This window comes from Sorangium sp. So ce362 (assembly GCF_051519845.1).
Classification (GTDB): Bacteria; Myxococcota_A; Polyangia; order Polyangiales; family Polyangiaceae; genus Sorangium.
In genome coordinates, this window is sequence record NZ_CP150332.1 from 7,937,830 (window position 1) to 7,964,432 (window position 26,603).

General features: G+C 70.9%; 26 protein-coding genes. 13 read left to right on the plus strand and 13 right to left on the minus strand.

From position 1 onward, the window contains the following. Nucleotides 1-116 precede the first annotated feature (116 nt). Together WMF17_RS30320 and WMF17_RS30325 are read right to left on the minus strand one after the other, a co-directional pair. Entirely contained in the window at nucleotides 117-782 is a 666-nt protein-coding gene (locus WMF17_RS30320; protein ID WP_437596664.1) for a hypothetical protein, read from the minus strand. Further along, nucleotides 782-1,333, minus strand: coding sequence for a hypothetical protein (locus WMF17_RS30325; protein ID WP_437596665.1), 552 nt, complete (start codon nucleotides 1,331-1,333; stop codon nucleotides 782-784). Before WMF17_RS30325 ends, WMF17_RS30320 begins: the two co-directional genes overlap by 1 nt. A gap of 506 nt (nucleotides 1,334-1,839) precedes the next feature. On the opposite strand from WMF17_RS30325, the gene groES reads away from it, so the two are divergent. The 3 genes from groES (at nucleotide 1,840) to WMF17_RS30340 (ending at nucleotide 4,445) form a co-directional block, all read left to right on the plus strand. After that, complete coding sequence (gene groES / locus WMF17_RS30330) at nucleotides 1,840-2,130, plus strand: co-chaperone GroES (protein WP_437478775.1); 291 nt, start codon at nucleotides 1,840-1,842, stop codon at nucleotides 2,128-2,130. A gap of 33 nt (nucleotides 2,131-2,163) precedes the next feature. Beyond that, nucleotides 2,164-3,792 carry a chaperonin GroEL gene (gene groL / locus WMF17_RS30335; protein ID WP_437596666.1) on the plus strand — a complete coding sequence of 543 codons (1,629 nt, stop codon included), beginning with the start codon at nucleotides 2,164-2,166 and terminating at the stop codon, nucleotides 3,790-3,792. 119 nt (nucleotides 3,793-3,911) lie between these two features. Further along, nucleotides 3,912-4,445: a GNAT family N-acetyltransferase gene (locus WMF17_RS30340; RefSeq protein WP_437478779.1), complete on the plus strand. Its 534-nt coding sequence runs from the start codon at nucleotides 3,912-3,914 to the stop codon at nucleotides 4,443-4,445. Nucleotides 4,446-4,533: 88 nt separating this feature from the next. Here the strand turns inward: WMF17_RS30340 and WMF17_RS30345 are convergent, their stop codons facing one another. Then, nucleotides 4,534-5,061 (minus strand): TrmH family RNA methyltransferase, encoded by a 528-nt coding sequence (locus WMF17_RS30345; RefSeq protein WP_437596667.1) that lies wholly within the window; start codon nucleotides 5,059-5,061, stop codon nucleotides 4,534-4,536. Nucleotides 5,062-5,076: 15 nt separating this feature from the next. Then, nucleotides 5,077-5,874, minus strand: coding sequence for a PDZ domain-containing protein (locus WMF17_RS30350; RefSeq protein WP_437596668.1), 798 nt, complete (start codon nucleotides 5,872-5,874; stop codon nucleotides 5,077-5,079). A 103-nt stretch (nucleotides 5,875-5,977) separates the two neighbouring features. Here WMF17_RS30350 and asnS point away from each other — a divergent pair, with 103 nt between their 5' ends. From asnS to WMF17_RS30370, 4 genes are all read left to right on the plus strand, one after another. Continuing rightward, nucleotides 5,978-7,318, plus strand: a complete 1,341-nt coding sequence (gene asnS / locus WMF17_RS30355; protein ID WP_437596669.1) for an asparagine--tRNA ligase — start codon at nucleotides 5,978-5,980, stop codon at nucleotides 7,316-7,318. Between the two features lie 806 nt (nucleotides 7,319-8,124). Beyond that, nucleotides 8,125-8,862, plus strand: a complete 738-nt coding sequence (locus tag WMF17_RS30360) for a class II glutamine amidotransferase (protein ID WP_437478787.1) — start codon at nucleotides 8,125-8,127, stop codon at nucleotides 8,860-8,862. Between the two features lie 28 nt (nucleotides 8,863-8,890). After that, nucleotides 8,891-9,589: a hypothetical protein gene (locus WMF17_RS30365; protein WP_437644422.1), complete on the plus strand. Its 699-nt coding sequence runs from the start codon at nucleotides 8,891-8,893 to the stop codon at nucleotides 9,587-9,589. A 41-nt stretch (nucleotides 9,590-9,630) separates the two neighbouring features. After that, on the plus strand, nucleotides 9,631-10,545 hold the full coding sequence (locus tag WMF17_RS30370) for a patatin-like phospholipase family protein (RefSeq protein ID WP_437567525.1): 915 nt from the start codon (nucleotides 9,631-9,633) through the stop codon (nucleotides 10,543-10,545). A 49-nt stretch (nucleotides 10,546-10,594) separates the two neighbouring features. Here the strand turns inward: WMF17_RS30370 and WMF17_RS30375 are convergent, their stop codons facing one another. The 5 genes from WMF17_RS30375 to WMF17_RS30395 form a co-directional block, all read right to left on the minus strand. Further along, on the minus strand, nucleotides 10,595-11,080 hold the full coding sequence (locus WMF17_RS30375) for a hypothetical protein (protein WP_437596671.1): 486 nt from the start codon (nucleotides 11,078-11,080) through the stop codon (nucleotides 10,595-10,597). A 124-nt stretch (nucleotides 11,081-11,204) separates the two neighbouring features. After that, entirely contained in the window at nucleotides 11,205-13,139 is a 1,935-nt protein-coding gene (locus WMF17_RS30380) for a beta-ketoacyl synthase N-terminal-like domain-containing protein (protein WP_437596672.1), read from the minus strand. Then, a complete protein-coding gene (locus WMF17_RS30385; RefSeq protein WP_437644424.1) occupies nucleotides 13,136-14,002 on the minus strand; it encodes a hypothetical protein in 867 nt (288 codons plus the stop codon). Before WMF17_RS30385 ends, WMF17_RS30380 begins: the two co-directional genes overlap by 4 nt. A gap of 41 nt (nucleotides 14,003-14,043) precedes the next feature. Next, nucleotides 14,044-16,356 carry a beta-ketoacyl synthase N-terminal-like domain-containing protein gene (locus WMF17_RS30390; protein WP_437644426.1) on the minus strand — a complete coding sequence of 771 codons (2,313 nt, stop codon included), beginning with the start codon at nucleotides 16,354-16,356 and terminating at the stop codon, nucleotides 14,044-14,046. A 25-nt stretch (nucleotides 16,357-16,381) separates the two neighbouring features. Further along, on the minus strand, nucleotides 16,382-16,648 hold the full coding sequence (locus WMF17_RS30395; protein ID WP_433927994.1) for a phosphopantetheine-binding protein: 267 nt from the start codon (nucleotides 16,646-16,648) through the stop codon (nucleotides 16,382-16,384). A gap of 83 nt (nucleotides 16,649-16,731) precedes the next feature. Here WMF17_RS30395 and WMF17_RS30400 point away from each other — a divergent pair, with 83 nt between their 5' ends. Both WMF17_RS30400 and WMF17_RS30405 read left to right on the plus strand, forming a co-directional pair. After that, nucleotides 16,732-17,523, plus strand: a complete 792-nt coding sequence (locus WMF17_RS30400) for an enoyl-CoA hydratase/isomerase family protein (RefSeq protein ID WP_437596675.1) — start codon at nucleotides 16,732-16,734, stop codon at nucleotides 17,521-17,523. 113 nt (nucleotides 17,524-17,636) lie between these two features. Further along, a complete protein-coding gene (locus tag WMF17_RS30405; protein ID WP_437596676.1) occupies nucleotides 17,637-18,485 on the plus strand; it encodes an RNA polymerase sigma factor in 849 nt (282 codons plus the stop codon). A 59-nt stretch (nucleotides 18,486-18,544) separates the two neighbouring features. Here WMF17_RS30405 and WMF17_RS30410 read toward each other — a convergent pair whose 3' ends face one another. Beyond that, on the minus strand, nucleotides 18,545-20,089 hold the full coding sequence (locus tag WMF17_RS30410; RefSeq protein WP_437644428.1) for a flavohemoglobin expression-modulating QEGLA motif protein: 1,545 nt from the start codon (nucleotides 20,087-20,089) through the stop codon (nucleotides 18,545-18,547). A 129-nt stretch (nucleotides 20,090-20,218) separates the two neighbouring features. On the opposite strand from WMF17_RS30410, the gene WMF17_RS30415 reads away from it, so the two are divergent. Continuing rightward, nucleotides 20,219-21,253, plus strand: coding sequence for an AAA family ATPase (locus WMF17_RS30415; RefSeq protein WP_437596678.1), 1,035 nt, complete (start codon nucleotides 20,219-20,221; stop codon nucleotides 21,251-21,253). A gap of 25 nt (nucleotides 21,254-21,278) precedes the next feature. Here the strand turns inward: WMF17_RS30415 and sixA are convergent, their stop codons facing one another. Both sixA and WMF17_RS30425 read right to left on the minus strand, forming a co-directional pair. Further along, nucleotides 21,279-21,800, minus strand: coding sequence for a phosphohistidine phosphatase SixA (sixA, locus tag WMF17_RS30420; RefSeq protein ID WP_437644430.1), 522 nt, complete (start codon nucleotides 21,798-21,800; stop codon nucleotides 21,279-21,281). A gap of 82 nt (nucleotides 21,801-21,882) precedes the next feature. Further along, a complete protein-coding gene (locus WMF17_RS30425) occupies nucleotides 21,883-23,826 on the minus strand; it encodes a MopE-related protein (protein WP_437644432.1) in 1,944 nt (647 codons plus the stop codon). A gap of 258 nt (nucleotides 23,827-24,084) precedes the next feature. On the opposite strand from WMF17_RS30425, the gene WMF17_RS30430 reads away from it, so the two are divergent. The 3 genes from WMF17_RS30430 to WMF17_RS30440 all read left to right on the plus strand — a co-directional run bounded on the left by WMF17_RS30430 (nucleotide 24,085) and on the right by WMF17_RS30440 (nucleotide 26,282). Then, nucleotides 24,085-24,252: a hypothetical protein gene (locus WMF17_RS30430; protein ID WP_437596681.1), complete on the plus strand. Its 168-nt coding sequence runs from the start codon at nucleotides 24,085-24,087 to the stop codon at nucleotides 24,250-24,252. Between the two features lie 305 nt (nucleotides 24,253-24,557). Continuing rightward, nucleotides 24,558-25,118 (plus strand): SMI1/KNR4 family protein, encoded by a 561-nt coding sequence (locus tag WMF17_RS30435; RefSeq protein ID WP_437644434.1) that lies wholly within the window; start codon nucleotides 24,558-24,560, stop codon nucleotides 25,116-25,118. A gap of 54 nt (nucleotides 25,119-25,172) precedes the next feature. Beyond that, nucleotides 25,173-26,282: an RluA family pseudouridine synthase gene (locus WMF17_RS30440; RefSeq protein ID WP_437644436.1), complete on the plus strand. Its 1,110-nt coding sequence runs from the start codon at nucleotides 25,173-25,175 to the stop codon at nucleotides 26,280-26,282. Here WMF17_RS30440 and WMF17_RS30445 read toward each other — a convergent pair. Beyond that, a complete protein-coding gene (locus tag WMF17_RS30445; protein WP_437596684.1) occupies nucleotides 26,263-26,526 on the minus strand; it encodes a hypothetical protein in 264 nt (87 codons plus the stop codon). The genes WMF17_RS30440 and WMF17_RS30445 overlap by 20 nt on opposite strands. Nucleotides 26,527-26,603: the final 77 nt, after the last annotated feature.

Consider the following 26,603-nt stretch of genomic DNA (forward strand, 5'->3'; position numbering starts at 1 on the left):
TGGATGCGGATGAGAGTACGTGCGCGCGAACCGGTCAAGAGAGAACGAGCCCGCGGCCGCGACGGGCGCTCGGAGGCGTCCCCCAAGGACGACCCCGAGCGCCGGCGAGGACGCGATCAAGCGGCTCGCGCGAGGGCTATCTTTTCCGTCTGCCCCGCCGCGTAGAAGCGTCGGAGCGCGGCGAACAGCTCGGCGTGCCGGCCGCGGCGGGCAAACTCGGCCTCCAGCCGGCCCGCGAACCGCGCCGCCAGATCGTTCGCGATCCGGTAGCGATCGCCGGTCTCCGTGCCCGGGGGATCCATGAACGTGACGCGCTCGAACAGGTGGGCGCGGATCCGCGCGGCGCGCTCGGGCTCGAAGCACGCGGGCCCCGGTGGAGCGACCTCGCGGCGGCGCCGGAGCGGCGGGCCCGGAGGCTCCACCTCCTCGGCCAGACCGCCGTGGACGAGCAGCACGTACTTGTCCACCTCGGCCTGGAGCTCGAGCTCGAGCTGGGTCGTCGGGAGCTCCCTGCGCGCCCGCTCGGCCACATAGATGAAGTGGCTCACCCCCTCGACGATCTGGCAGATCTCGTCGAACGTCCCCTCTCGTCCCCGCGTGATCGCGCGGCGAGGCAGGTGCAGCGCCACCTCGATGTCCCCGTCCGCGTGCCGGATCAGCAGCGCTTCGCGCGCGCTGCCGTCCGTGGGCCGGATGAAATCGTCGACGGCGGGCGCGTCGTCGAGCGCGTAGGTGCGCGCGAGGTGCTGCTGGATCCGACCGGGGAAGGTCGCGCCCGGCATCAGTTGAGCCCGCCCGTGCCACGGCCCGGCACGATCCCACGCGCCCCGAGCTCCTCGGCGAGGCGGCTGGAGCCGGTGCGGACCCAGCGCTCGTACAGCCGGAGCACCGAGCGCTCGTCCCGAGCACCGGACGCGAGCGTACCGTCGGCCACATCGTTCAAGACGCTCACGAAGCGCTCGAACTTCTCGGCCATCTCCGAAAGAACATCCGGGCCCTGGCCGACGCGCGCGTTGAGGCGCAGCATAGCGGCGGCATGGTGGTAGGCGGTCGACCCGACCCCGACCACATAGCCGCGATCGACGCCCTTGAGCTCTATGTGGCCGCCGAAGAAGCCGACCACGTAGAGAACGCCGTCGCCGAGGTTGCGCAGCCGGCGGAAGCGCTCGGCTCCGGAGGCCTCCAGGGCATCGCGCAGGAGAAAGGTCAGGGGCTGGTTGAAGGCTGACTCGGCGTGCTCGTCCGGGTGAGCGAAAGCACAAAGCAGACCGACCAGGTAACTCGACGCCGCCTCGGTCGCGGCGACGTTCCGAACTCGGAGCGCCTCGTCCACAACCTCTCGAAAGTAGCGGGTCATGCTCGGGGACACAGAGATCGCTTGGCTCACGGGGGCACCTCACCTGCGCGGGCGCCCTGGATACCGACGTAACCCGGGCCACCGCGCGCTCAGGCCAACCAGACACGTCCTGTCGGCCTCCATCGGGCTGGAGACCGTGAGGGCGTCGCGTCACGCTGCTGCCGCATTTCCGCCCTCATAGGCTCACTTTAGCCGATGGCCCTGAGCGAGCCCAGCCTCACGCCCCGGACCTTTCCTTGGGATCTTCAGGGTTTACAGCCACCCCGGCGCCTGGCTGCTAGCCCGAAAAGTGCCGGACTGGCCCGCGCTTGACACCCCGGAGAGGGTGGCTATCTTCCGCGCGCTCGCTAGCACTCTCCTGAGGTGAGTGCTAGCAAAGTGCCCAGACTGCAATCGTATGGGACCTTGCGGCAGCTCAGGCGGGCTGTCTGGGTCCTGCCGTCTCGAGGGACGCGGCCGCTCGTCCCCGGAGGATTCGCAAGATGAAGATTCGACCGCTCCAGGACCGCGTGATCGTTCAGCGCGTGAAGGAAGAAGAGAAGACCAAAGGGGGTCTCTACATCCCGGACACGGCGAAGGAGAAGCCGATCGAGGGCACGGTCATCGCCGTCGGCAACGGCAAGGTCGGCGAGGACGGTACCGTGCGGAAGCTCGACGTCAAGGAGGGTGATCGCATCCTCTTCGGCAAGTACTCGGGCACCGAGGTGAAGATCGACGGCGAGGAGCACCTCATCCTCCGCGAGGACGACATCCTCGGCGTGATCGAGAAGTGACGCGGGCGACAGCAGGAACTTAGGAGAGACACCATGGCAGCCAAAGAAATCATCTACAACGAGTCCGCCCGCAGCATGATCCTCGCGGGCGTCAACGCCCTCGCCGACGCGGTCAAGGTCACCCTCGGCCCGAAGGGGCGCAACGTCGTCATCGAGAAGAGCTTCGGCTCGCCGACGGTCACCAAGGACGGCGTCACGGTCGCCAAGGAGATCGAGCTCGAGAACCGCTTCGAGAACATGGGCGCCCAGATGGTCCGCGAGGTCGCCTCGAAGACGAGCGACATCGCCGGCGACGGGACGACCACCGCGACCGTGCTCGCCCAGGCGATCTACCGCGAGGGCTCCAAGCTCGTCGCGGCCGGCCACAACCCGATGGAGATCAAGCGCGGCATCGACAAGGCGGTCGAGGCGATCGTGGCGCACCTCCACAGCACGGCCAAGCAGACGAGGGACGCGAAGGAGATCGCCCAGGTCGGCACGATCAGCGCGAACGGCGACGAGACGATCGGCAAGCTCCTCGCCGACGCCATGGAGAAGGTCGGCAAGGAGGGCGTGATCACGGTCGAGGAGGCCAAGAGCGCCGACACGACGCTCGACGTGGTCGAGGGCATGCAGTTCGACCGCGGCTACCTCTCGCCGTACTTCGTGACCGACCCCGAGGCCATGAAGGCGAACCTCGAGGACGCCTACATCCTCATCTCGGAGAAGAAGATCTCCAACATGAAGGACCTGCTCCCCGTGCTCGAGGCGATCGCCAAGAGCCAGAAGCAGCTCCTCATCATCGCCGAGGACGTCGAGGGCGAGGCGCTCGCGACCCTCGTCGTGAACAAGCTCCGCGGCACGCTGCACTGCGCGGCCGTGAAGGCGCCGGGCTTCGGCGATCGCCGCAAGGAGATGCTGAAGGACATCGCGACCCTGACGGACGGTCAGGTGATCGCGGAGGAGCTCGGCCTCAAGCTCGAGAACGTCACGATCAGCGATCTCGGCCGCGCCAAGACGGTCATCATCGACAAGGACAACACCACGATCGTCGGCGGCCAGGGCAAGAAGGACAAGATCAAGGCCCGGCAGCAGGAGATCCGCGCCCAGATCGAGAACACCACGAGCGACTACGACCGCGAGAAGCTCCAGGAGCGGCTCGCGAAGCTCGTGGGCGGCGTCGCGGTGGTCAAGGTCGGCGCTGCGACCGAGACCGAGATGAAGGAGAAGAAGGCCCGCGTCGAGGACGCGCTCCACGCGACCCGCGCGGCCGTCGAGGAGGGCATCGTCCCGGGCGGCGGCGTCGCGCTCATCCGCGCGCAGAGCTCGCTCGAGAAGATCCAGGTCAACGACGAGCAGCGGTTCGGCGTGAACATCATCCGCCGCGCCATCGAGGAGCCCCTCCGCCAGATCTCGGCCAACGCCGGCGAGGAGGGCTCGATCGTCGTGCAGAAGGTGCGCGAGGGCAAGGACTCGTTCGGCTACAACGCGGCGTCGGGCACCTACGGCAACCTGCTCGAGATGGGCGTCATCGATCCGGTCAAGGTCGTCCGGTCGGCGCTCCAGAACGCGGCCAGCGTCGCCAGCCTGATGCTCACCACGGAGGCGCTCATCGCCGAGCGGCCGAAGGACGAGAAGGCGGCGGCCGGCGGGGCCCACGCGGGCCACGGCCACGACTTCTGATCGCGGCGCGGGCAGCTAGCCCCGCGGGCGAGGGCCGGCTTCCTCCTGGGGAAGTCGGCCCTTCGCCATTTCGACTTCCGGCAGGCCGCGACGCGTGATCTGATCCGCGCAGGTTCGCGATGAGCACCCTGACTACCGAGCGCCTAGATCTGACCCCGGTCTCGCTGCCCCTGCTCGAGGCGGTCATCCGCGGAGATCGCCTCGAGGCTGAGGCGATCTCGGGGGCGCGCTTCCCCGACGCCTGGCCCGGGCGCGCGCTCGTCGAGCGCGCCTTCAGCTCACCCCTCGACCGGCTGCGCGAGGATCCGGACGCCTTCCTGTGGGGCACGCGGCTGATGGTGACGCGCGGGCAAGAAGAGCGCGTCGTCGTGGGCAGCGTGGTGCTGAACGGCCGGCCCGACGCGACCGGCACGGTGGAGATCGGCTACGGCGTCGAGGGCAGGTCCCAGGGACAGGGCTACGCGACCGAGGGGTCGCGCGCCGTCCTGCGCTGGACGCTGCAGCAGGCGAGCGTGAGGCGCGTGATCGCCACCACGCCGGCCTGGCACCGCGCGTCGCTCCGGGTGATCGAGAAGCTCGGGATGCGCCCCGCCGGGACGCTCGATCACGACCTCCTGGGCGAGCTCCTCGTCTTCGAGCGCTTCCGCGAGTAGCGGCCCCTCGCCCCGCGCGGACACCGCGCGGCGGCGCGGCTCAGCCACCCGCGGCTCAGCCACCCGCGGCTCAGCCGCCCGGCGCGGCTCAGCCGCCGGCGCGGCTCACGCCGCCGCGCGGGTCGCGCCGCCGCGCCCACTCGCACAGGGTCATGCCTGCGGCGATCGCCACCGGGTACGAGTGGTTGATCCCGTACATGGGGATCGCGATCACGTCCTCGCACGCGTCGAGCAGCACCGGCGGCAGCCCGTCGTCCTCGCTGCCGAAGAGGAAGACGAGCCCGTGGGGCAACGGCGCCTCCCAGAGGGTCCGCCGCGCGTGATCGCGCTCGACGCCGATGAGGGGGCGGCCGCGCGCCGCCTCGAGGAAGGTCGCCTCGTCGGGGCACTCGACGAGGGTCTCGTACTTCTGCATGCCCATCGAGGCGCGCTCGTAATAGGGCTCGGTCCCGATCAGGAAGATCTCCCGCACCAGGAAGGAGTGCGCGACGCGGATGATGGCGCCGATGTTGAACGGGTTCTTCGCGCGGCAGACGGCGATCGAGAAGTCATTCCGCAGGGGGGCGAGCTCTTCGCGGATCTCCCGGGTGGTGAGCCCGAACGGCGGGATCTTCACGGTGCGCTGGCTCCTTTACTCGCCGGCAGAGAAGCGATCGAACAGGGGATAGATGGGCCCCTCGTGGACCCTGAGCCGCTCGGTCGCGCCTGTTGTGTGCTTGACCAGGAGCACGAGCCCGGCGCGCGGCGCGGCGTCGAACACGCCCCGGATCGCGGCGACCGACAGGCGCCGCACGGGCCGCCCCGCGATCTCGAGCACCTCGTCGCCCTTGCGGAGCCCGGCGCGCTCGGCGGGCCCCCCCTCCACGGTCCGCGAGATGAACGCGGAGCCCGAGTGCAGCTCGTACCAGAAGCCGAGGCCGAGCTTGGCGTGGGCCGGCTCGAACGCCAGCGTGAGCCAGCCGCCCCCGTCGAGCTCGACCTCGATCTCCGCGGCGGCGCGCTGCGCATCGGTCGGCCGGCCGATGTCGCGCACCCCGATCGGCGTGTCGAAGAGCGCGTCCGACTCCCAGACCTCCACGCGGAGCCGATCCTCGGGCGAGATATGGAAATTTCCGCTGGGACCGCCGGGCCACGTCGGGTCCAGGGTGTCCGCTTGCACCTTGGTCCGAAAGATCTCCTCGCCGTTGAGCAGGACGCGGACATAGGGGTCGGGGAGGCCGCCCGCCTCTGGATCCCAGGCTCGACCGTCCCGCGTGCGCTCTGGAATCCTGGCCTGGACGATCCGGAGCCACCGCACGTCCTCAGGCGGCGGAGGATGCAGCTCCTGCCCTGGAGGGGGCTCGTGGAGCCGGGTCGCGAGCTCCGGGTAGAGGAACGAGCAGCCACCTGCGGCGAGCAGGATGCTCCCTGCGGCGAGCAGCTTGGACAACGCAAGCGCACAGAGCGCGCGACGCTTTTGGAAGGCCACGATGGCGCCATTTTTGGCCGGTGCCGGCGTCAGCCGCAACTAAACCGTGCTATTTCGGGCCCCCATGCAGGACTCGCCCGTCATCGCTACCAGCGACCTCAGCGAGCACGTCGACAGCAGGGTCGTGCTCCGCGGATGGCTCTACAACAAGCGCTCAAGCGGCAAGCTCCACTTCCTCGAGCTCCGCGACGGCTTCGGCACCGTCCAGTGCGTGATGGCGAAGAGCGACGTCGGCGACGAGGTCTTCGCGGCGGCGGACAGGGTGACCCAGGAGAGCGTGATCGAGGTCACGGGTCAGGTGAAGGCGCACCCGAAGCGCGCCGGGGTGGTCGAGGTCGTCGCGTCCGGCTTCCGCCTGCTCGGCCCCACCACGGGCGAGTACCCCATCTCCCCGAAGGAGCACGGGACCGATTTCCTCATGGATCACCGCCACCTCTGGCTGCGATCGAGGCGGCAGCACGCGATCTTGCGCGTGCGTCACACCATCATCCAGGCCATCCGCGACTTCTTCGACGGGCGAGGGTTCACGCTTGTCGACGCGCCCATCTTCACGCCGAACGCCTGCGAGGGGACGAGCACGCTCTTCCAGACCGACTACCACGGCGACAAGGCGTACCTCACCCAGTCGGGGCAGCTCTACATGGAGGCAGCGGCGGCCGCGTTCGGGAAAGCGTACTGCTTTGGCCCCACGTTCCGCGCGGAGAAGTCGAAGACCCGCCGCCATCTGGCCGAGTTCTGGATGGTCGAGCCCGAGGTCGCGTTCATGGACCTCGAGGGGGATATGGACCTCGCGGAAGACTTCCTCTGCTTCATCGTCGAGCGCGTCCTCGAGCGGCGCCGGCCCGAGCTCTCCGTGCTCGAGCGCGACGTCACGAAGCTCGAGTCCGTCAAGAAGCCGTTCCCGCGCATTCGTTACGACGAGGCCGTCGCCCTCCTGAACGAGGCGCGCGTGGAGAAACGTAAGACAGCGGCAGAGTCTGAAATTCCAGACTTTCCCTGGGGCGAGGATCTCGGCGGCGAGGACGAGACGATCATCTCCAGCCGGTATGATCGCCCCGTCATGATCCACCGTTATCCGGCCCAGGTGAAAGCCTTCTACATGAAGCGCGATCCGACGGACAGCCGGCTCGCCCTCTGCGTCGATGTCCTGGCCCCCGAGGGCTATGGTGAGGTGATCGGGGGCGGGCAGCGCGAGGACGATCTCGCCACACTCGAGCGGGCAATCGAGACGCATCAGCTGCCCCCCGAGGCGTTCAGCTGGTACCTGGATCTGCGCCGGTATGGCACCTTCCCGCATGCGGGCTTCGGGCTGGGTGTCGAGCGGAGCGTCGCCTGGATCTGCGGCCTGCCCCACGTGCGCGAGACAATCCCGTTCCCGCGTATGCTGAATCGGCTCTCGCCTTAGTGCCGCGCGTCAGAGCTCCTGACCGTATGTCTGGCCGCCGCCCTGCCGCCCCTCGCGCGCCGCCCGGGGCTGCTCCTCGGGTCCTGGCCGCGCGCTCCGCTCCGAAGGCCGCGCATGCACAGCTGCCGCTGCGCAGCGGCCCGCGGTGCAGCAGCCGCCTGTGCCGGCCGCACGTCGCGCGGCCAGAGCGAGCTACCGGCGGGGCGGCCGAGCGCTGCTGGACGCGCGCCACGGCGCGATGCGCCACGGCCTCGACGCGATGAGCCGACGCGTAGAGCAGAGCAGACGAGGCTAGCCGCTCGCGGGGGAAGGAGCGGCAGCGGGAAGGAGCGGCACGGGGAAGGAGCGGCACGGGGAAGGAGCGGCAGCGGGAAGGAGCGGCACGGGGAAGGAGCGGCAGGTAGGAGCGCGCCGTGCGAGGAGCGTGAGTAAGAGGTAACGCGACCGGCACCGGCGGCACCGGCACAATGAGAACGAGCGGCGGGCAGTGTGGTCAAGCCGTGCCCGCGACCAGCGTCGCCGCCGGGGATCCGTTTTTGCTCCGCTTGCACGGCGACTCTGTCGTATCAAGAAAGCATAGGGCGCAACCCGCGACCCACGCTCACTCGGCCGACCGACGGAGCCACCCCTGCTTGCAGATGAGGGAGCGCTCTACCGGCGAGCCGGACCCTGCCCCCGCCCCCGGCCCAACTCGCGAGGACAAAGCTATGGCTCGTCTCGTCGGCTTTATCGGTAACCGTCCGGATCTCGGCGCGCGTGCGATCGAGCTTGAAGACCGTGCCCTCACGGTTCGGCGAAAGGAGGGCGTGATCCCTGGCTGGGGCGTCGGCTTCTACCAGGGAGGAGAGATTCTCCTCAAGCGCCGGCCGATCGACGATCGACCCGAGATCAGCCTGGTCGACATGACCAAGGATGTGCGCGCCGACATCCTCGTGGCGCATGTCCGGGCTGCGACGGTCGGCAGCCTGCGCACCGAGAACACGCACCCGTTCCGCTACCGGCAGTGGCTGTTCGCCCACACGGGCACGGTCGAAGGGTTCGCCCGACTGCGGAGCCAGCTGAGCGACTCGCTGCCGCAGTTTCTCCAGCGCGACGTCCGCGGCGAGACGGACAGCGAGATCCTCTTCCACCTGTTCCTGTCGTTCCTCCACGACAGCGGCCAGCTTGATCGGCCCAACGTGGACGCGGCGAGCGCGCGGGCGGCCCTCCGGTCCTCCGTATCGCTCGTCGATCGGCTCTGCGCGGAGGAAGGGGCCGGACCGAGCGCGATGAACATCGTGGTCACGAACCCGGAGTACCTGCTCGCGGCCCACGGCGGCACGCCGATGGCGTACCGCATCTACCAGGGCAGCGACGACATGGAGCGGCTCCTGAGCGACGGCGGCCTCGGCCGGATGCGCATGCCCGATTACGCCGCGAGCCGGTTGACGCTCGTCGCGTCGGACTTCGACGACGACCAGGCCCCCGCGGGGTGGACCGACGTCGGCGAGCGTGCGATCGTGACGTTCACGCGCGCCGATGCTCCAGCGATCGAGCCGATCTGACCGCCCTCATGGCCCGCAGGGGGCCGGGGTGCATGCATGGCCGGCCGGCGTCTCCGACGCCTCGCAAGCGCCGCCGGCGCTCCCTTCGCTGCTCATCGCCGTGCTCATCGGCTCATCCCTCCTGGGGTGCGGATTTGGAGGAACGGCCGCGTTTCCCGCCGCTTCCGAGCTCCCCGACGAGCGTCGCCGCCCGGACGGCGTGGCGATCGATCCGGCGAGCGCTCCGCCGCAACCCGCGAACCAGGCAGACGCCAGCGACAGCGTCGTGACCCTCCGGACGCCGCTCGGCGTCGGCCTGGCGCTGGACGTCGTGGCCGAGTTCTTCAAGCGGATCATCGCCGAGGACAGCGAGGCCCTGGGCGAGCTGCTGACGCGCGATGCCCTCGCGATCCACACCGGCTCCGGCGGATCGGGGCAGCCGCCGAGCGCCGGGCTCTGGTGGGAGCAGCGGTTCAGGCGCCTCGAGTATGGAAAGCTCGCCGGAGAGCCGGTCTACCGGGAATCGGAGCTCCAGATCTTCCGGGCGGAGGACGTGCTCGCGACGCCGCAACACCCAGCGATCCAGCCCGAGACGCTCGACGACCAGGACATCGTGATCCGCGTGCCGATCATGACGGCTCGGATCGCGGCGGATCGGCTGCTCGGCGACGAGCTCGTGGTCTGGCTGCGGCGAGACGGACCGAGATTCAAGATCTATCGGCTGCTCGAGGATTTCCAGTTACAGTAGGCTTTGCGCTTGTGCCACATCTCCGACAAGATCAGGGCTCGATGAGCCGCCTCAAGATCGCGTTCGTTGGCTCCGGGGGGGCAGCGCGAGGTCTGGCGCACCTCGGCGTGCTGAAGGCTTGCGAGGAGCTCGGGATCCATCCAGAGATCTACGTGGGCGCGGGGGCTGGCGCGCTGGTCAGCGCGACGTACGGGCAGGACATCCCGCTCGATGTGCTGCTCGACGCCTACCGCCTCCCGTGGAGACGGCGTCACCGCGGACCTCGCCTCCACGTGTCGAGCTTCTTCGGAGCGCCCGCGCTGCGCGATCTGCTCGACCCGGGGTACCTCTGCTCGGGGGTGTTCTCGATCGATCGGCTCGAGCGCTACGTGCGCCGGACGCTGCCGATCAACGACTTCCGGCAGCTGCCGCACGCGGTCTACGTGACGGCGGTCGACGTGGACAGCGCCAAGCGCGTCGTGTTCGGCCCGGGCTATGACGAGGCCACGCCGATCAGCCAGGCGGTGGCCGCGAGCTGCTGCGTGCCCGGCCTGTTCCGGCCCTATCGCATCAATGGCCGCTATCACCTGAGCGGCGAGGTGATCCGGACGCTCTCCGCCGACGTGGCCGTGAACGCTGGCGCGAACATCGTGATCATCTCCAACATCTACCGCCCCGAGGAGCGCGACGAGTCGCAGCGCTCGATCGCGAGGAGCGGCGCGCCCGGCGTCGTCCGGCAGTCGCTCAGCATCCTCCTGGCCGAGAAGGAGCGCCGCGGCGTCGAGCTCCTCTCGAAGCTCTACCCGAACGTCACCTTCCTCGACGTGGCGCCCGCGATCGGCCGATACAGCTACATGAACCGGTTCGCCGCGAAGCCGCTCGTCCTGCGCGGCTACCGCACGGCGCTCCGCGTGCTCGCCGCCGCGAAGGAGAAGGGCGTCTTCGATGCCCCCTCATCGAAGAGCGCGCTGAACTAGCTCCGCCCCCTGCGTCGCTCGACGGCGCCGCAGGGCAGCGGCCGAGCGGCTACATCCCCGCGACGATGCGAAACTCGTCCTGGTGCTCCACCAGCTCGAGGCGGTTGTCGTCCACCTTGCGGCGCCACTCTTCGCCCTTGCGACCCGGGATGCGGTAGCTGGCGCTGAAGGTGTAGTCGACGAAGATGAGGTCATCCTCCCTGAGGACGCGCCGGTAGCGGATCTCGTAGCGGATGGCGCGCGCCTCCTGGAACTTGCCGGTGAGGTACTCGCGCAGGCCGGCGTAATCGAGGTCGTCCGCCGCGTCGATGTTGCCGCCGTCCTCGTAGTACTTGGGCGAGGCGAGCTGGAGCAGCGCACCGACGTTCTTGCTCTCCACCGCGTTGCGGTACTTCTCGCAGAACGAGATGATCTTGCGGTTCTCGTCGTTGTCCTCGACGTCCGTGTTCGGGATGTAGTGGGTCGCGCAGCCGGCGAGGACGGTCGAAGCGACGACGAGGAACGAGGCGACAGCTTTTGTTTGGCGGCAGAGCATACGCGGGCAGGACAACGCTCAGGGGAAGTAGCTGATTCCAGCCGGGGGACCTTGCCAGATCGAGGTGCAGATCGGCAAGCGAAGCGATCAGGACCACGGCGGATGACACGGACGGGCGTACCCGCTACCCGTGCTCATCGAGCCAGCGGAGGAGGGCGAGATGACCGACCGGCCCCTCGTGGTCGACAGGGAGGTCGAGCTCGACCTGGCGCAGGCGCCCGGCATCGCCGGATGCCGCCTGCCCGGCGTCGCCGGGAGCCGCCTGGAGGAGGAGCGCGACGGCGCCGCAGGCGAGCGCGCGGTGCTGCGCGCCGGTGAGGCCGAGCAGCTCGCGCGCGACCGGCCCCGCGTCGTCGGCCGCGACGACGACCATGCGATCGGCGTCGGAGGACGCGACGAGCTCTGCCGCGGCGCGGAGCGCCTCCAGCGCGCCGCCGAGCCCGGCGCCGACCGCGAAGCTCGGCCCGGTGAGCTGGTACGCGATGGCGCACTCGCCCGCGATCGCGTTCGGCGACGTGGCGGGAAAGAGGCGCGGCTCGACAAAACGGGCGCCGCGCGCGCGACGGCGGGCGTCGTAGACATCGTTTGTGTCGATCGTCGCGAGCGCATGGCCCGCGACGATGCCGGCGCCCCGCAACGAGTCGGCGCCGACGACGCCGGCGAGGGCCGCCACCGCGGTCAGCCCGAGACGGCAGAGCGCGTCGAGGCGCGCGAGGCGGTCGCGCGCGATGCCGGTCGCCTCGGCGAGGCGCGCGAGATCGAAGCCCGTCACGCGCGCCTCTGCGCGAAGGTACACGGGGCGAGCGCGCCGCGGCGTTCGACCGCTCGCGCAGGACGTGAGCAAGAGCGCGGCGTTGGCGCCGCCGAAGGCCGCCGAGAGCTTGAGCGCCGCAGCGAGCGGGCGAGGCTCGGCGCGCTCGAGCAGGAGGGCCGGAGCGTCGGGATCGAGCTCGCCCTCGGACGCCGCCGGCGGGGCGATGGACGCCGCGAGGGCAGCCGCGGCCGAGAGCGTCTCGAGCACGCCCGCGGCCCCGAGCGTGTGTCCGATCTGCGCCTTGAACGGGTGGACCACGGGCGGAGGGAGACGGGCGCCCGGCGGCTCGCCCGAGCCCTCCGCGAGGCAGGGCGTCGCGAGCAGCGCGGCGATCGCGCGCGACTCCATCGCGTCGTTGTAGGGCGTCGCCGTCGCGTGGGCGCTGACGAGGCCGACGCGCGAAGCAGGCCACCCGGCGTCGGCGAGCGCCGCGGCGCCGGCGCGCATGAGCCCCGAGCCCGTCCGATCCGGGGCGGTGATGTGCACCGCGTCCGTGGAGGCGCCGAAGCCGGCGACGCGAACCATCACCGGGGCGCCGCGGCGGCGATCCTCGCGGACGAGGGCGACGACGGCCGCGCCCTCGCCGAGCGCCATGCCGTCACGGCCGAGGCGGAAGGGCCGCGACCTGGACGCCGTCGTCGCGCGGAGCGCCTCGAAGCCGGCGGCGACGAAGGTGCTGAGGGCGTCGTAGCCGCCGGCGAGCACGAGATCGCAGGCGTCGCGATCGAGCCAGCGGAGGCCGAGGCCGATGGCCAGGGTGCTCGCGGCGCACGCGGCGAGCAGGTGCGTGCGCCGCGGGGTCCGCTCCAGCCCGAACGCGGCGAGCGCATCGTTGAACGGCGCGAAATAGGTCGCGCCCGAGGCCAGCGCGGCGCGCGAGGCGGCGTCGGCCCCCTCGGCCCGGGCAGCGAAGAACCGCTCTGCGGTGAGCATGCCGCCGCTGGACGTGCCGAGGGCGATGCCGATGCGCTCGCCCCGCCAGCCCGGGCGCACGCCCTCCAGCGCCGAGAGCGTCTGCGAGAGCGCGGCCTTCAGGAGATCGGTGGCGCGATCGGTCCCCGGAGCGACGCCGAGCGCTGCGGGCGCGCGAGCGGCGAAGGGCCGCAGGAGACCGGCGCGCACGAGCCCTTCGTCGCGCGCGATCGCGACGGGCGCGGACTCGCCAGCGTCGGGGACGCGGTAGGCGAGAGGGCCGAGGCCGAGCGCGGAGACAGCGCCCGAAGCGATGACGCAGGCATCGCTCATGAGTCGTCCCCCGGCCCGATCGCATCGGGATCGACGAAGGCGCGCGGATCCGGCGCGCGGTCCCGCTCCTCGGCCTCGCAGATCACCGTGACGAGCAGCCCGGTCGATGCCTGCGCGTAGCGCACGTGGCCGCAGCCCATGCCCTCGGCGATCACGATCTCCTCATCGAGCCGGCGCCGGCGCGCGCCCTCCGCCGACCACGTCGTGCGGCGCGCGCCGATCAAGCCGCGCTCGTTGATCCTCAGATCGATCACGGCGTCGCCGTCGCGCAGGACGAAGGCGGCCGTGCTCGCGGCGCGCTCGTACCAGAGCAGCGTCCCCGCTGCCGGGTGGAGCATCCACCAGCGCAGGAAATCTACCGGCAGGCCGCGGAGCGATGCCCGTGGCGTCGCGGCATCGCCGCGCTTCAGCAGATCGAGCGCGGGGACGGCGAAGCGGAAGCGGTCGCCGCGTGCCCATAGATCGAGCGCGGTGGTGCCGCCTGGCCCGAGGAGGATCATCCGGAGCGCGCCCTCCGGATCGAGGACCGCGCTACCCGCCGCGGGGGGGCTCCCGTCGATCGCCGGCGGCGCGATCGCGATCGCGCCGCGGGCCTCGAGCACCTGGCCGGTGCGCGGCTCCCGCAACGCCAGGCGGACGCGGAGCGTGCGCGGGCCGGCCCCCTCGACCTCGCGGCGGAGATCTGCGAGGCGCTCTCGCCCCTCGCGCCACGCCGATCGGTCGGGCCGCGCGGCGGACGTGCCCGGCGACGGGGGAGGCAGCATCCGCGCGAACTCGGCGTCGAGCGGGCCGCCGCGCCGCGCGACGTTGGCGGCGCAGGCGGGGGCGCACGCGAGCGAGAGCAGGAGGCACACAGCGCTCACGGGGCGGCGCACACGACGGCCGGGCGCAGGCAGCGATGTCGTCACGCGTCGCCGGGAGCGACAAGCAGGATGGCGTATCCGCGGTCGGGTGCGCCGCCCACGATGAGCACGCTCGCGAGGGCGCCGCTCGCGAGCGCCGCGACCGCCGCAGCAGCAGCGAACCCGCCAGCGCCCTCGTGATCCCCTGCGCGCGGCGCCAGCGTGGAGCACGGCACCTCGGCCCACGGCGAGCCCCGCAGGCAGGCGACGATGCGCTCCGCCTTCCGCCCGACGAACACGGCGGCGGGCGTCGGGACGCTGGGCTGCACGCGCTGCGCGACCTCTTCGGGAGGGCCGGGGGGCGCCGGCGCCGGCGCTCCCGCGAGCATCCCCGCGCCGTCGCCGCGCCAGGAGCTCCACCAGGCCACCGTCGCCACCGGGCGCGCCCCCCGCTCGCGCACCCGCGCGGCGCTCTCGAAGAGCAGCACGGCGGCGCCCTCGCTGCGCACGCCGCAGCTGGCGACCTGCGAGCAGATCGGACCGAGGCACCGCTCGACCATGGGGCTCGCCTCCTCGACGCTGCCGGCGGCGAGCACCTCCCCTTCCCCGGCGGTGATGAGCTCGATGGCCGTGACCATGGCCGCCTCCGCGGTCGCGCCGAGATCGGCCATGGCGAACACTGGCCCGCGGAGGCCCAGGTAGATGGAGGCGTGCCCGACCGGTGACGAGGGGACCAGGTTCGGGAAATCGGCGGGGCTCGCGTACTTCGCCCCCTTGTCGTAGATGCGCCGCATGTAGGCGGTCGAGGCGTCGACGCTGCCGAAGGAGGCGCCGACGATGGCGCCGGGCAGGGTGCGGCTCGGCGCGACGTCAGCCGCCGGGTCTCCCGCGCCGGCATCGCCCTGAGCCGCGCCGCCGAGGCCGGCATCCGAGATCGCCGTGAGGATCGCGGCCGTCGTCAGGCGGCCGGCGCGATCGAGCCGCCTCGCGCGCGCGAGATCGAGGTGCGCGCCCGTGTTGAAGGCGATGGGGCCCTCGGGTGGCGGAGGGCCGGGCTCGAGGTACGCGGCGCCGCCGCGGGACGCGAGGACGCCGAGCGGACCGATCGTCGCGGCCGCCGTCACGACGACCGAGCGCCGCACAGGCGCGCTGCCGACGCCGAGCGGCGGCGGAAACCGATCGGGCTGCGCGAACACGAGCACGCTGTCCGTGCCGCCGAAGCCGAAGGAGTTCGACATCGCCGCCCGGATGGGCGCCTCGCGCGCCTCCTTGAGGTGCAAGAGCTGGCACGCCGGGTCGACCTCCTCGAGGCCGCCGGTCGGCGGCATCACGCTGCGCGCGACGGCGAGGGCGGTGATCGCCGCCTCGAGCGCGCCCGCAGCGCCGAGCGTGTGCCCGATCTGCCCCTTGGACGACGAGACGGCGATGCGGCTCACCTCGGCGCCGAGACAGGCGCGCAGGGCGGCGCTCTCCATGACGTCGTTCAGCGGCGTCGCGGTGCCGTGCGCGTTGACGTAGTCGAGATCCGACGGCGAGAGGGCCGCGCACCGGAGCGCGTCGCGCATGACGCGGGCGGCGGTGCGCCCCTCGCGCTCGGGGTTCGTGATGTGATGCGCCTCGGCGCCGGTCGCCCATCCGCGGAGCTCGACGATGGGCTCCGCTCCCCGCGCGCGCGCGGCATCCTCCGACTCGAGCAGCAGGAACGCCGCAGCCTCGCCCAGGTTCAGCCCGGCGCGCCGCCGATCGAACGGGCGGCACGGCTCCGGATCGACGGCCGCGAGGGCGCCGAAGCCGGTGTACGTCAGCCGGCACAGGCCGTCGGCGCCGCCCGCGAGCACGCGGGTGGACAGGCCGGCGCGGAGCCAGGCCGCGCCCAGCAAGACGGCATTGGCGCCGCTCGAGCAGGCGCTGCAAACGCTCCTCACCCGGCGGAACGGGCCGACGACGGCGCGGACGTGATCGGCCGTCGACGAGAGCGGGTGCGAGAGCATCCGCTTCAAGGGAGCGATCGCGCTGGGATCGTGCGAGAGCCAGGCGAGCAGCTCCTCCGTCTCGAACATCCCGGCGGTCGTCCCGCCGACCACCAGGTCGACCGGCATGACCCCGGGGTCGACGCCCGCGTGTGCGAGCGCCTCGCGGGCCGAGAGCACGGCCATCGCGTCGGTTCGAGACCACCCTTCCGCCTCGCCCGGCGGAGCGACCTCCTCGGCGGAGAGATCGCGGACCTCCGCGGCGATGCGCGCGCGCGTCCCGGGGATCTCGAACAACGAGAGCGGCGCGAAGGCCCGGTCTCCTGCGACGAGCCGGTCCATCGTCGCCCTCGCCCCGCGCGCCAGAGGCGAGACGACCCCGATGCCCGTCACCCAGATTCGCACGCTCGAACGGCTCTCTGCGGCGGGATCACGCGGCCGCGGTCGACTTGAGGATGTGGGCCACGAGCGCGTCCACCGATGCGAAGATCGGCCTCGCCTCGTCGCCCTCCGGGATGCGGACGCCGAAGCGCTCCTCCACGCTCATGGCGAGCTGGAGCGCGTCCAGCGAATCGAGGCCCAGCCCCTCGCCGAACAGCGGCGCGGCGTCGTCGATGTCGGCCGGCGTCTTCCCCTCGAGGTTCAGCTCCTCGACCATGAGTTCTTTTAACTTCTGCCGCACGTCCTGCGCGTTCATGAGCACGTCCCTGCGGGGTAGCACAATCTCGCGCCATTCTACCAGGGGGCAGCGCTTTTTCTGACGGTTTGGTAAAGAGGCCCATGGCTCTCGTCGACTACGCCACCTCTGCAGGCGTCGCGCTGCTTACCCTCAATGATCCGCCCGTCAACGGGTACACCCACGAGATGATGAAGGACCTCGACGCGGCCATCCTCGAGGCCCGCTTCGACAACGATGTACATGTCATCGTCATCACCGGGCACGGCGAAAAGTTCTTCTGCGCCGGAGCGAACATGAACATGCTCCGCGAGTCGGATCCGACGTTCAAATACTACTTCTGTCTCCACGCAAACGAGACGCTGAGCCGCCTCGAGCACACGCCAAAGCTCTGCATCGCGGCGCTGAACGGTCACACGGTAGGCGGCGGCCTCGAGATCGCGATGGCCTGTGACCTCCGCATCGCCCGCAAGAACGCCGGAAAGATCGGCCTCCCGGAGGTAGCGCTCGGCGTCCTTCCCGGCACGGGCGGCACCCAGCGCCTCGCCAGGCTCATCGGCAAATCCCGGGCGATCCAGCTGATCTGCGAGGGCCAGACGTTCGATTTCGAGACGGCGCTCGCGGTCGGCCTGGTCAACGACGTCTGGGAGACGGCCTCCCACGACGAGTTCATGGTCCGGATCCTCGCGTACAGCCACACGTTCACGCTGCCGGATCGCGCGGCCCTGGCGGTCGGACGCATCAAGCGCGCGGTGCAGACCGGCTTCGAGGTGGGACTCGAACAGGGGCTCGCCCTCGAGCGAGAGCTCCAGGCGGAGCTGTTCGCATCGGAGGACGCTCGCGAGGGGCTCGCCGCATACATGGAGAAGCGGAAGCCGGTGTTCCAGGGCAAGTGAGCTCGCGCTGCACGTGCCATGCAAATTTGTAATTTATATTACAAATAAACGGCTTCCCTGGGGTGGTCTGACGATTTTCAAATCAACGGGGATTGCTGCACGTAAGTTCAGGCATGCAAGAGCCTCTTGGGCACGTACCGCTCCTGGAGCGGCCCAGCTTCGAGACCGTGTACACGGTCGGCCTGTCGTTTCTCCGGCAAGCGCTCCGCTGGCTCGGGGTCGCGGAGCGCGACATCGACGACGTCCAGCAAGACGTGATGATCGCTGCATATCACGCCCTGGAAAGCTTCGATCCGAGGCGCAGCACAGACGGGGCACGCGCCGGCCACCCCCCTTCCGGGCACAACCCCAGCTCGGAGCGCAGGGCTCCGCAGACGGCGATCCCGCTCGGCGAGCCCCTCAAGCGCTGGCTGTTCGGCATCGCGTGGCGACAGGTAGGCCACTACCGCGGGCGAGCCCATCGCCGCCGAGAGATCGCGGTCGGCGCGGGGACGAGCTGGCCGTTCGACCTCGCCGACCCAGGCTTGAGCTCGGAACAGCTGCTCGCGCGCGAGCAGAGCGGCCAGCTCGTCGGCCGGTTGCTGGGAGCGATCGACCTCGAACGACGGGTCGTCCTGATCATGCACGACCTGCTCGACGTGACGACCGCCGACATCGCGCGCGATCTGGACGTGAACGAGAACACGGTGCGCAACCGACTCCGGCTCGCCCGCGAGGACTTCCGCGTGGCGGTGAAGCGCATGAACGCCGAGGACCGGCGCGCGCTCCGCGATCCCTTGAGCCTCCCGGTCGCGGAGCGCTCAAGAGCGGTGGACGGAGAGGCGCTCATGAGCGCGGCCAGGCTCGTCCCCGAGGTGCCGGAGGCGATCCGGCGCAGGCTCTGGATCGCGGTGACGCGCGCGATCGCACACGCGCACACGGCCGGATCGAGCGCGCAGGCAGCCGCCGCGCCGCCCGTTTGAGCGAGCACCGAGCACGTCGAGACGGGCGCCGCCGGGAGCGGCGCGCGGGTCGGGCGCGATCAGTGCTCCAGCATCCTGCCGTAGTGCTCGGCGAGCGCCGTCCCGCCGAGGCGAGAAAAGAAGGATGAATAGCAGATCCAGATCGCCAGCCCGTTCATGTCGTCGAACAGCGGCGGGAGATACGGGGGCGGGCGGATGATCCCGTCGGTCACGTGCGCATGGAGAACAGGGACGTCCTCGTGCGCGACTTTCCCCACGAACAGGAAGGGAATGAGCATCGCTCGATCTTGCTGAATGGCAGCGCGCATGAAGGCGTAGTTGAGGACAATCCCCTTGCAGTAGCAGGCGTCCTTCGTGAACGGCGCTCCCCCGGCGAGAACGCCGCCGCGGAAGACGCGCCGGGCATTCTGGAAGCACTCCTCTTCCTCGTACCCTTCGGTGCGGTACCACTCGAACACGTCGAGGAAGGACGCCCCGTCCTCCGCTTTGTCCACCGCGAGGATGCGGTCGTTCAGCTTCTTCGCGCGACGCGGCGTGCTCCTGAAGGTGAGGATCTCGACCAGGACGGCGAGCCCTTCCTGAACCGCCGTGGTGCGCGGAGGCCCCTTCGCCAGCCAGCGCGCCACAGGCTGAGCCTGCCCGTTCAGGCTGGTCGCGACGTGCACCCACCCCTCGTGCGCCTCGAGGATGTCGACGTCGCTCCTGGAGAACATCGCGCCGCTCCTGATCTTCACATAGTCGCTGCCAGCGGCGGCGTCCGCGAGGAGCGTGTCGTCCACCTGGACGCGGATCGACGCGCCGCCGAAGAAGCGGTCGAAGCGGCCATTCAGCTCGAGCGCCGCCATCTCCGCCGTGATCTCGCGCTGCTGCGACGGGCCGAGCCGCTCACCGCCGATCGCCGTCAGGAGATCATAGAGCACGAACCCCATGTCCCGCACGCTCGTCTTCCCGTCGGGCAGCTTGTCCTTGGGGGAGCCGTACAGCTCGCGGGACAGGGTGTAAAACGCCTTCGTTCCCCGCCCCATGAGCATGGTCACGACCTTCCTGTACTCGTCCGCGGTCGTGCGGAGGATCTGGCCGAGCCGATCGCGCTTGCCGAGCTCCCGCTCGGCGTCGCGGAGGATCTCCTCGAGCTCGCGCTGCTTCGCCGCCGGGTCGAACCCGAGATCTTCCGAGTAGGTCACCCTGGGCAGCTCGCGCTGCTTCGAGCGGAAAAACTGCTCCTCGACCTCGCCTTCCCACCGGAGCGCCTGGAGGATCCGGATCGGACGCTGCGCCTCTAGCACCCGCTGGGCCAGGGTCGCGAGGATCTCCTTGTAGGAACGCCACGGCCCCGCGACCGGCGGAAGCGGCGCGTGCGGGATCGGTCCGTCGTGCAGGCTCAGCGACTCCAGCGGCGCCGACGGCGCTTCGCCGTTCGCCCCACCGCCCTCGTCAGGGCCGCCCTGTCCACCCGCCGCGGGGGCCTCGATGCCGTCCTCCGCCGCGCCGGTGCCGCCGCGGGGCGGCTCGTCCGCTGGCTCGCTCACCGTGAGCTCGCGCTGCGCCTCCCCGTCCGCCGTGTGCGCCCCCCTCCTCTCCCGGGCCTCAGAGCTCTGCGCCATTGCGATCGATTGCTAACACTGGCTCACCGGTCGGAGCAAACCTCCACGGAGCAGAACGCCGCCGCGGTGAGCGCTGGCTCCGCCGGGTCCTTGTCGGCATCGCGGCCTCGGGGTACGAGCCCTGCCCGTATGAGCGACCCCGAGCCCACCAACGACGCCGAGACGACCGCCGACGAGGAGTCGAGCTCCCTCTCGGATGCCGCGCTCCTCGAGCGCACAGCGGAAGGAGCCAAGCGGCTCCGCTCGGCGATCGCGGCGGCGGTGGTCGGGCAGGACGACGTGGTCGAGGCCATGCTGATCACGCTCGCCGCGCGCGGGCACGCGCTGCTCGTCGGCGTCCCGGGGCTCGCCAAGACGCTGCTCGTGTCGTCGCTCGCCAAGGCGCTCGACCTCAGCTTCGGGCGCGTCCAGTTCACGCCGGACCTGCTGCCCGCCGACATCACGGGGACCGACGTGCTGCACGAGCAGCACGGCTCCCGGAGCCTGCGCTTCCAGCCCGGCCCCATCTTCCACAACCTCGTCCTCGCGGACGAGGTGAACCGGACGCCGCCGAAGACGCAGGCGGCGCTGCTCGAGGCGATGCAGGAGCGCAAGGTGACCGTCGGGACCACCACGCACGCCCTGCCCGACCCCTTCCAGGTGTTCGCGACGCGGAACCCGATCGAGCAGGAGGGGACGTACCCGCTGCCAGAGGCGCAGCTCGATCGCTTCCTGCTCGAGATCCACGTCACGTACCCGAGCGAGGCCGAGGAGCGCGAGGTGGCGCGGAGGACGACCTCGGGGAAGCCGCCGACGATCGCGGCGGTGCTCCGGGCCGCAGAGGTGCGTGCGATCGGCGGCCTCATCCCGAGGATCCCGGTGACCGACGAGGCCGTGGATCTCGCGGTGCGCCTCACCAGGGCGACGCGGCCGGGGACGGAGCGCGCCGCGCAGGAGGTCCGGGACTACGTGCGCTACGGCGCAGGGCCGCGCGGGAGCCAGGCGCTCGTGATCGCCGCCAAGGCGCGCGCAGCGCTCCGCGGCGAGGCAGCTGCAGACGTGGACGACGTGCGGGCGCTGCTGATCCCAGCGCTGCGGCACCGGATCGTGCTGTCGTACCGCGCCGAAGCGGACGGCGTGCGCGACGTCGACGTGCTGAGCGCCGTGGAACGATCGGCGCGCTGAGCGCGCGTCCGTACCTCCCCGCCGCTCAGCGGGAGCGGGGCGCCTGCTGCTGCGCTTCCTTCACCGGGTCGACCGCCTTCATGGCCTTCAGATCCAGGGCGAAGCGCAACGTCCCCGGCCCACGCCCGTCCCAGCTCACCGCAACGACGCCGCTCTTCTTCATGCCTGTCCAGCCGACGTCGCCGAGCAGCGACGTCACCAGCGCCGACAGCGAGGGCTCGTGCCCCACGAGCGCCAGCGGCTGCGGCCCCTGGTACTGCGAGAGGAGGCGGAGGATCTCTGCGGTGTCCCGCGAGGGAGATAGCTCGGCGACCACCGAGACCTCGTCGGTGAGCTCGGCAGCCTCGGCGATGATCTCCGCGGTCTGCACCGAGCGCACGAGGGGGCTCGTCCAGAGCGCCGCAGGGCATCGGCCCTTCTGCTTCGCGAGCCACTTGGCGACGCGCCGGGTCACCTTGCGACCCTTGCCCGTCAACCAGCGACCGGCGTCACCGAGGTCGGGCGCGTCATCCACGGCCTGGCCGTGGCGAATGATGAGGATCTCCATGCCGTGACCTTAGCCCGGGCGACCGCCAGCTGGGGAGCGCCGTGCGCGCGGACGAGGCGAGGGGGCGCCGGCCTCCGAGCCCTCAGAACTCGCACTGGCTGGTCGCGTCGTTGCAGTGCGAGCCCGGCGCCACGAAGGGGCAAACGCTCCCGAAGAAGCTGTTGCACGGCAAACCGCACGTGTACGCCGTGTGCGCGTAGCAGATCTGCCCCGCGTCGCAATCGGCGTCCGAGGCGCATCGGCAGTTGAAGTCGTCGGGGATCCCGTTGCCGTTTTCATCGAGGCCGTCGCAGCACTCCGTCACGTAAAAGTCGCTTGCGCTGCAGTCCTCGTCAGCGCAGTCGAGCGTGCCGTCGCAGTCGTTGTCGATCCCGTCGGTGCACGCGGCGGACCCGAACTCGGGACCAGGCGCGGCGCCGTTCGCGCAGCCCCGGCAGGGACCGAAGGCGGCGCAGTCGGGATCGGCGCAGTCGACGTAGTGATCGCCGTCGTTGTCGAGACCGTCGTCGCAGCGCTCGCTCGGGTTCGGGGCGATCGCGACGTTGAGCACGAAGGGGCCCTCGTTCGCGCCGCCCCCGGGATCGATCGTGTAGCCGTCGAGGAAGACGAAGTACGTGCCAGGGTACAGGATGCTGAAGTCGAGCAGCGAGGACCCCGACGCGCCGCCGCTGTCGTCGTCGCAGCCGATCTCCCGGCCGGAGTTGCAGATGCCGGTGCGGACGTAGAGCACCGAGTCGAAGCTCGACCCCCGCGAGTCGAGGCGCACGCGCGACGGCGCGGTGAGCACGAAGAAGAAGACCGCCTCGCCGGCGTCGCCGCCGCACGCGCCCCGGGTCTCGCTCACGTGGCCGGTCGTGTCCCCCGTGTAGGTGCCGGTCCCGGGGATGCGCCTCGGCGAGAGGCAGTTCGCCTGCGCGAGCACGCACACCGGGCTGCTCGCGCAGTCCGGATCCCGGCAGTCGATCAGGGCGTCGCGGTCGTCGTCGAGCTCGTTGTTGCACTGCTCCGGCGTCGGCTCGCAGTTCGGCGCGAAGACGCAGGCGGCGTCGGCGCAGTCGATGTGCTCATCGCAATCGTTGTCGACGCCGTCGTCGCAGACCTCCGGCACGCAACGATCGCAGGCCGCCGCGGAGATGCACTGCGGGTCCGCACAGTCGATCCTCCCGTCGCAGTCGTTGTCCTGGCCATCCTCGCACCGCTCCAGCGAGCCGGGCGGCTCGCACACGCAAGGGAAGAAGTTGCGGCAGTCCGGGTCGGCGCAGTCGACAAGGAGATCGCAGTCGTCGTCCGCGCCGTTGTCGCAGCGCTCTCCCTGGAGGCTGCAGGCGCACAGCGGGTCGGCCCCGCAGCTGTCGTCATCGCAGTCGAAGACGCCGTCGCAGTCGTCGTCGACGCCGTTGCCGCATTTCCCGGCCTCCGAGGCGGAGCAGCCGCAGGCGGGGGTCCCCGAGCAGTCCGCGTCGAAGCAGTCGACGATGGTGTCGCAGTCGTCGTCGACGCCGTTCTCACAGCGCTCGCCGGCGGGGCTCGGGGTACAGCCGCAGTCCTGCCCTGCGGCGCACGCGGGATCGAAGCAGTCGCTCACGCCGTTGCAGTCGTTGTCCGCCGCGTCCGTGCAGATCTCCGGAGCGCCCGGGAAGACGGACGGGTTGAAGTCGTTGCAGTCGCTCCCGCCGCAGATCGTCGGCCCCACGCCGTCCCCGTCGTCGTCGCGGGGACGGTGCTCGCAGCGCCCGGCCTCGCAGTCGTCGCTCGTGCAGGGGTCGCCGTCGTCGCAGTCCGTGGGGCTGCCGCACGCCGCGGAGCCTCCGGCGCCGTCGCCGCCGTTCGACGACGTCGACGCGCTGGTCGTGCTGGCGACCCCACCTCCGACGCCGGCATCCGAGGGCTCGAGGAGGCTCGTCCGGCCGCACGCCCCCACCAGCGCGCCGAAAGCCGCCCACGCCCCGATCGCGACGAGGGATCGTCGAATCCCGGGGGACCGCGGATGCGCCTCCCCGACCCATGCTGAAGAGCCCGGCTTCATCTCTGACCCTCTCGGACCGGCCGCATGGTGCCCACGCGTCGATTCACTTTACACGCCCGAGTTTCCAGGGAAGCAAGTCTTGATCCCCCTGATGCTGTCCGGTCTGCCTGCGCGGCCCCGAGGCCCACCGCCTCGAGCGACGCGGCTGGATCACGAGGAGGTGCCAGGACGGCTGGCGGGCGGGGTCGTGCGCCGATCAGGCTGGCTCGCGCCGCGGATCAAGTTGCGGGTCGACGAATCCGCGTGTAACGAGGCGCGGTGGGCGCGCAGCTCCAGATCGAGTACGAGCGGCCGCCCGACGGCCTTCAGCGCGGCCGTTACCCTGCGCCACAATGGGTCATCCTGGCGGTCGGCGCCGCCGTGGTGCTCGGGGCGGTCGCCGTCCTGATCTGGCGAGCGCGGCGCAGCTTCCGCTCACGAGAGTAAGGCGGACCGCGTTCGGCGGGACGCCGGTGACGCGGAAAGCGCCGGTCGCTCGCTCCCGGCGGATGAATGATCGACAGCAGGTGCGATCGCAGGTTGACACCGAGCAGACCGGACCGGTAGGCACCTTAGAGGGACGCGCTCCCGGTCGGCTGATGTAGAGTGCCGCCCGAGCGCGCGACGCGCCCGCAACAACCGGGGCCGAAAACGCGGCCTAGTGAGGCCCTTTGGTTCCTGAAGAACGCCGCGCAACTGCGGCCCGTGGATACATGGCACCGATCGAACGTGGCGTTGAGCTTGTGCATCGGGTGATCGCGCAACTGAAGAAGCGCCCTTCCAGCCATGCCGCCGTGGGAGCGAGCCAGGCGGCGCTCGATGCGCTCGAGTCGAAGTTGATGGTCGAGCTGCCGCCCACGCTGCGGGTGTTCCTGGAGTTCGATTTCACCCTCGATAGCCTGGGCCCGCGGTTCAAGGGGCGGCATCGCTTCGGCCAGGACCCGTCGGCGCCTCGACCGAAGCTCACCTCGGTCCGCAAGCTGGCCGAGGCGAAGACCGACCTCGGCTGGACCGAGTCGCGCCTCCGGAGCAAGGTCGTGCGGTTGCCCAACCTCCCCGGTCAGCCGTGGAACGCGCTCTACCTCGGAGAGGCCAGGCGGGACGGCGAGCTCGTCATCCTCGGCCTCGACAACGAGGACACGAACGTCCGGGTCTTCCCGCGCTACACGGCGTTCGACCTGTACCTCGTCGAGCAGTGCGGCCTCGGCAGGCTGTCCGAAGCGCAGCGGCTCGAGGACCTCGAGTCGCACATCGCGCTCAACCCCGAGCTCGGGACCGCCGAAGAGGACGACGAGGGCGATACGGAGTATTGATCGCGCGGCGAGCGACGCCCTCGCGCTGGCGCCGCTCGGCCGTGAACGACGCCCGTGACGAACGCGATGGCTGCCGGTGGGGAAGCGCTCCACTTCCGAGTGGACGACGGCGACCCGCGTGACCGGCTCGACAAGCTCGTCGTCCACCTGCTGGAGCGCGCGGGCCGCGCGACCTCGCGCGCGGCGGTGCAACGATGGATCGCCGCCGGTCGGATCCTCGTCGATGGGGAGCCGGCGCGCGCGTCGGTGGCGGTGCGCACGGGCGCGCTTGTCGACATCCGGCCGGAAGGGCCGGCGCCCTCCGCCGCGACGGCCGACCCTGGCGTGGTCATCCCGGTGGTGTACGAGGACGAGCACCTGCTCGTGATCGACAAGCCGGCCGGGCTCGTCGTGCACCCGGCGCGCGGGCACGAGTCGGGCACGCTGGTCAACGGGCTGCTCGCCCTGCCCGGGTTCGCGCTGGCGCCGGCCGATCCTCGCGACCCCATGGGGCACGTCCGCCCCGGGATCGTGCACAGGCTCGACCGAGGCACGAGCGGCCTGCTCGTCGTGGCCAAGGACGAGCCCACCCGCGAGGCGCTGAAAGCGCGGTTCGCCAGGCACGAGATCGAGCGCGAGTACGCCGCGATCGTGGCCGGCGAGGCGCGAGACGCCACCTACGACACGCTCCACGGCCGCCACCCGACCGACAGGCTCCGCTACACGTCCTGGATGCGCAGCGACGCCGGCCGCAGCGACGCCGGCCGCAGCGACGCCGGCCGCAGCGACGCCGGCCGCAGCGACGCCGGCCGCAGCGACGCCGGCGCGCGCGCCACGGCGCCGCGCCGCGCGGTGACGCACGTCCGCGTGCTCGAGAGGCTCGGCGACGCGGCGACGGTCGTCGCGTGCTCGCTCGAGACGGGCCGCACCCACCAGATCCGGGTGCACCTCGCCGAGCGCGGCAGGACGCCGATCCTCGGAGACCCGCTCTACGGCAAGCCGCCGAAGAAGCCGGCGGTACGGGCGATCGCGGAGGAGCTCGGGCGGCAGGCCCTGCACGCGCGCGTGCTCGGGTTCATCCACCCCGCCACGCGAGAGCCGGTGCGCTGGGAGAGCGCCCTGCCAGCGGACATGCGCAAGGCGCTCGACCAGCTGCGCAGGCTCGCTACCAGATCTTCGATTTGATGTGGCCCTTGGACTTGATCAGGATGTCCACGAGGGCGCGGTCGTAAAAATTCTTCTGGAAGAGATCCGGCGACACGCGGCTCTTGTAGAGGGCGCGACCCTCCTCGATCTCCTCGGACAGGACCGTGAAGAGGTCATCCTGCTGGATGCCCTGCACGATCTTCTCCTCGTTGTAGAGCGAGAGATCGCTTGCGATGGCGCGCGCAAGGCGGCGCGCCGCCTCTTCGGTTTCAATCAAGGGCATCCGTCTCTCCTCCATGTTCGCCGGCCGGGGGCACGCGCTCCCGAGCCGGCGGGCGCCTAGGATGCAGCAGCCCAGGC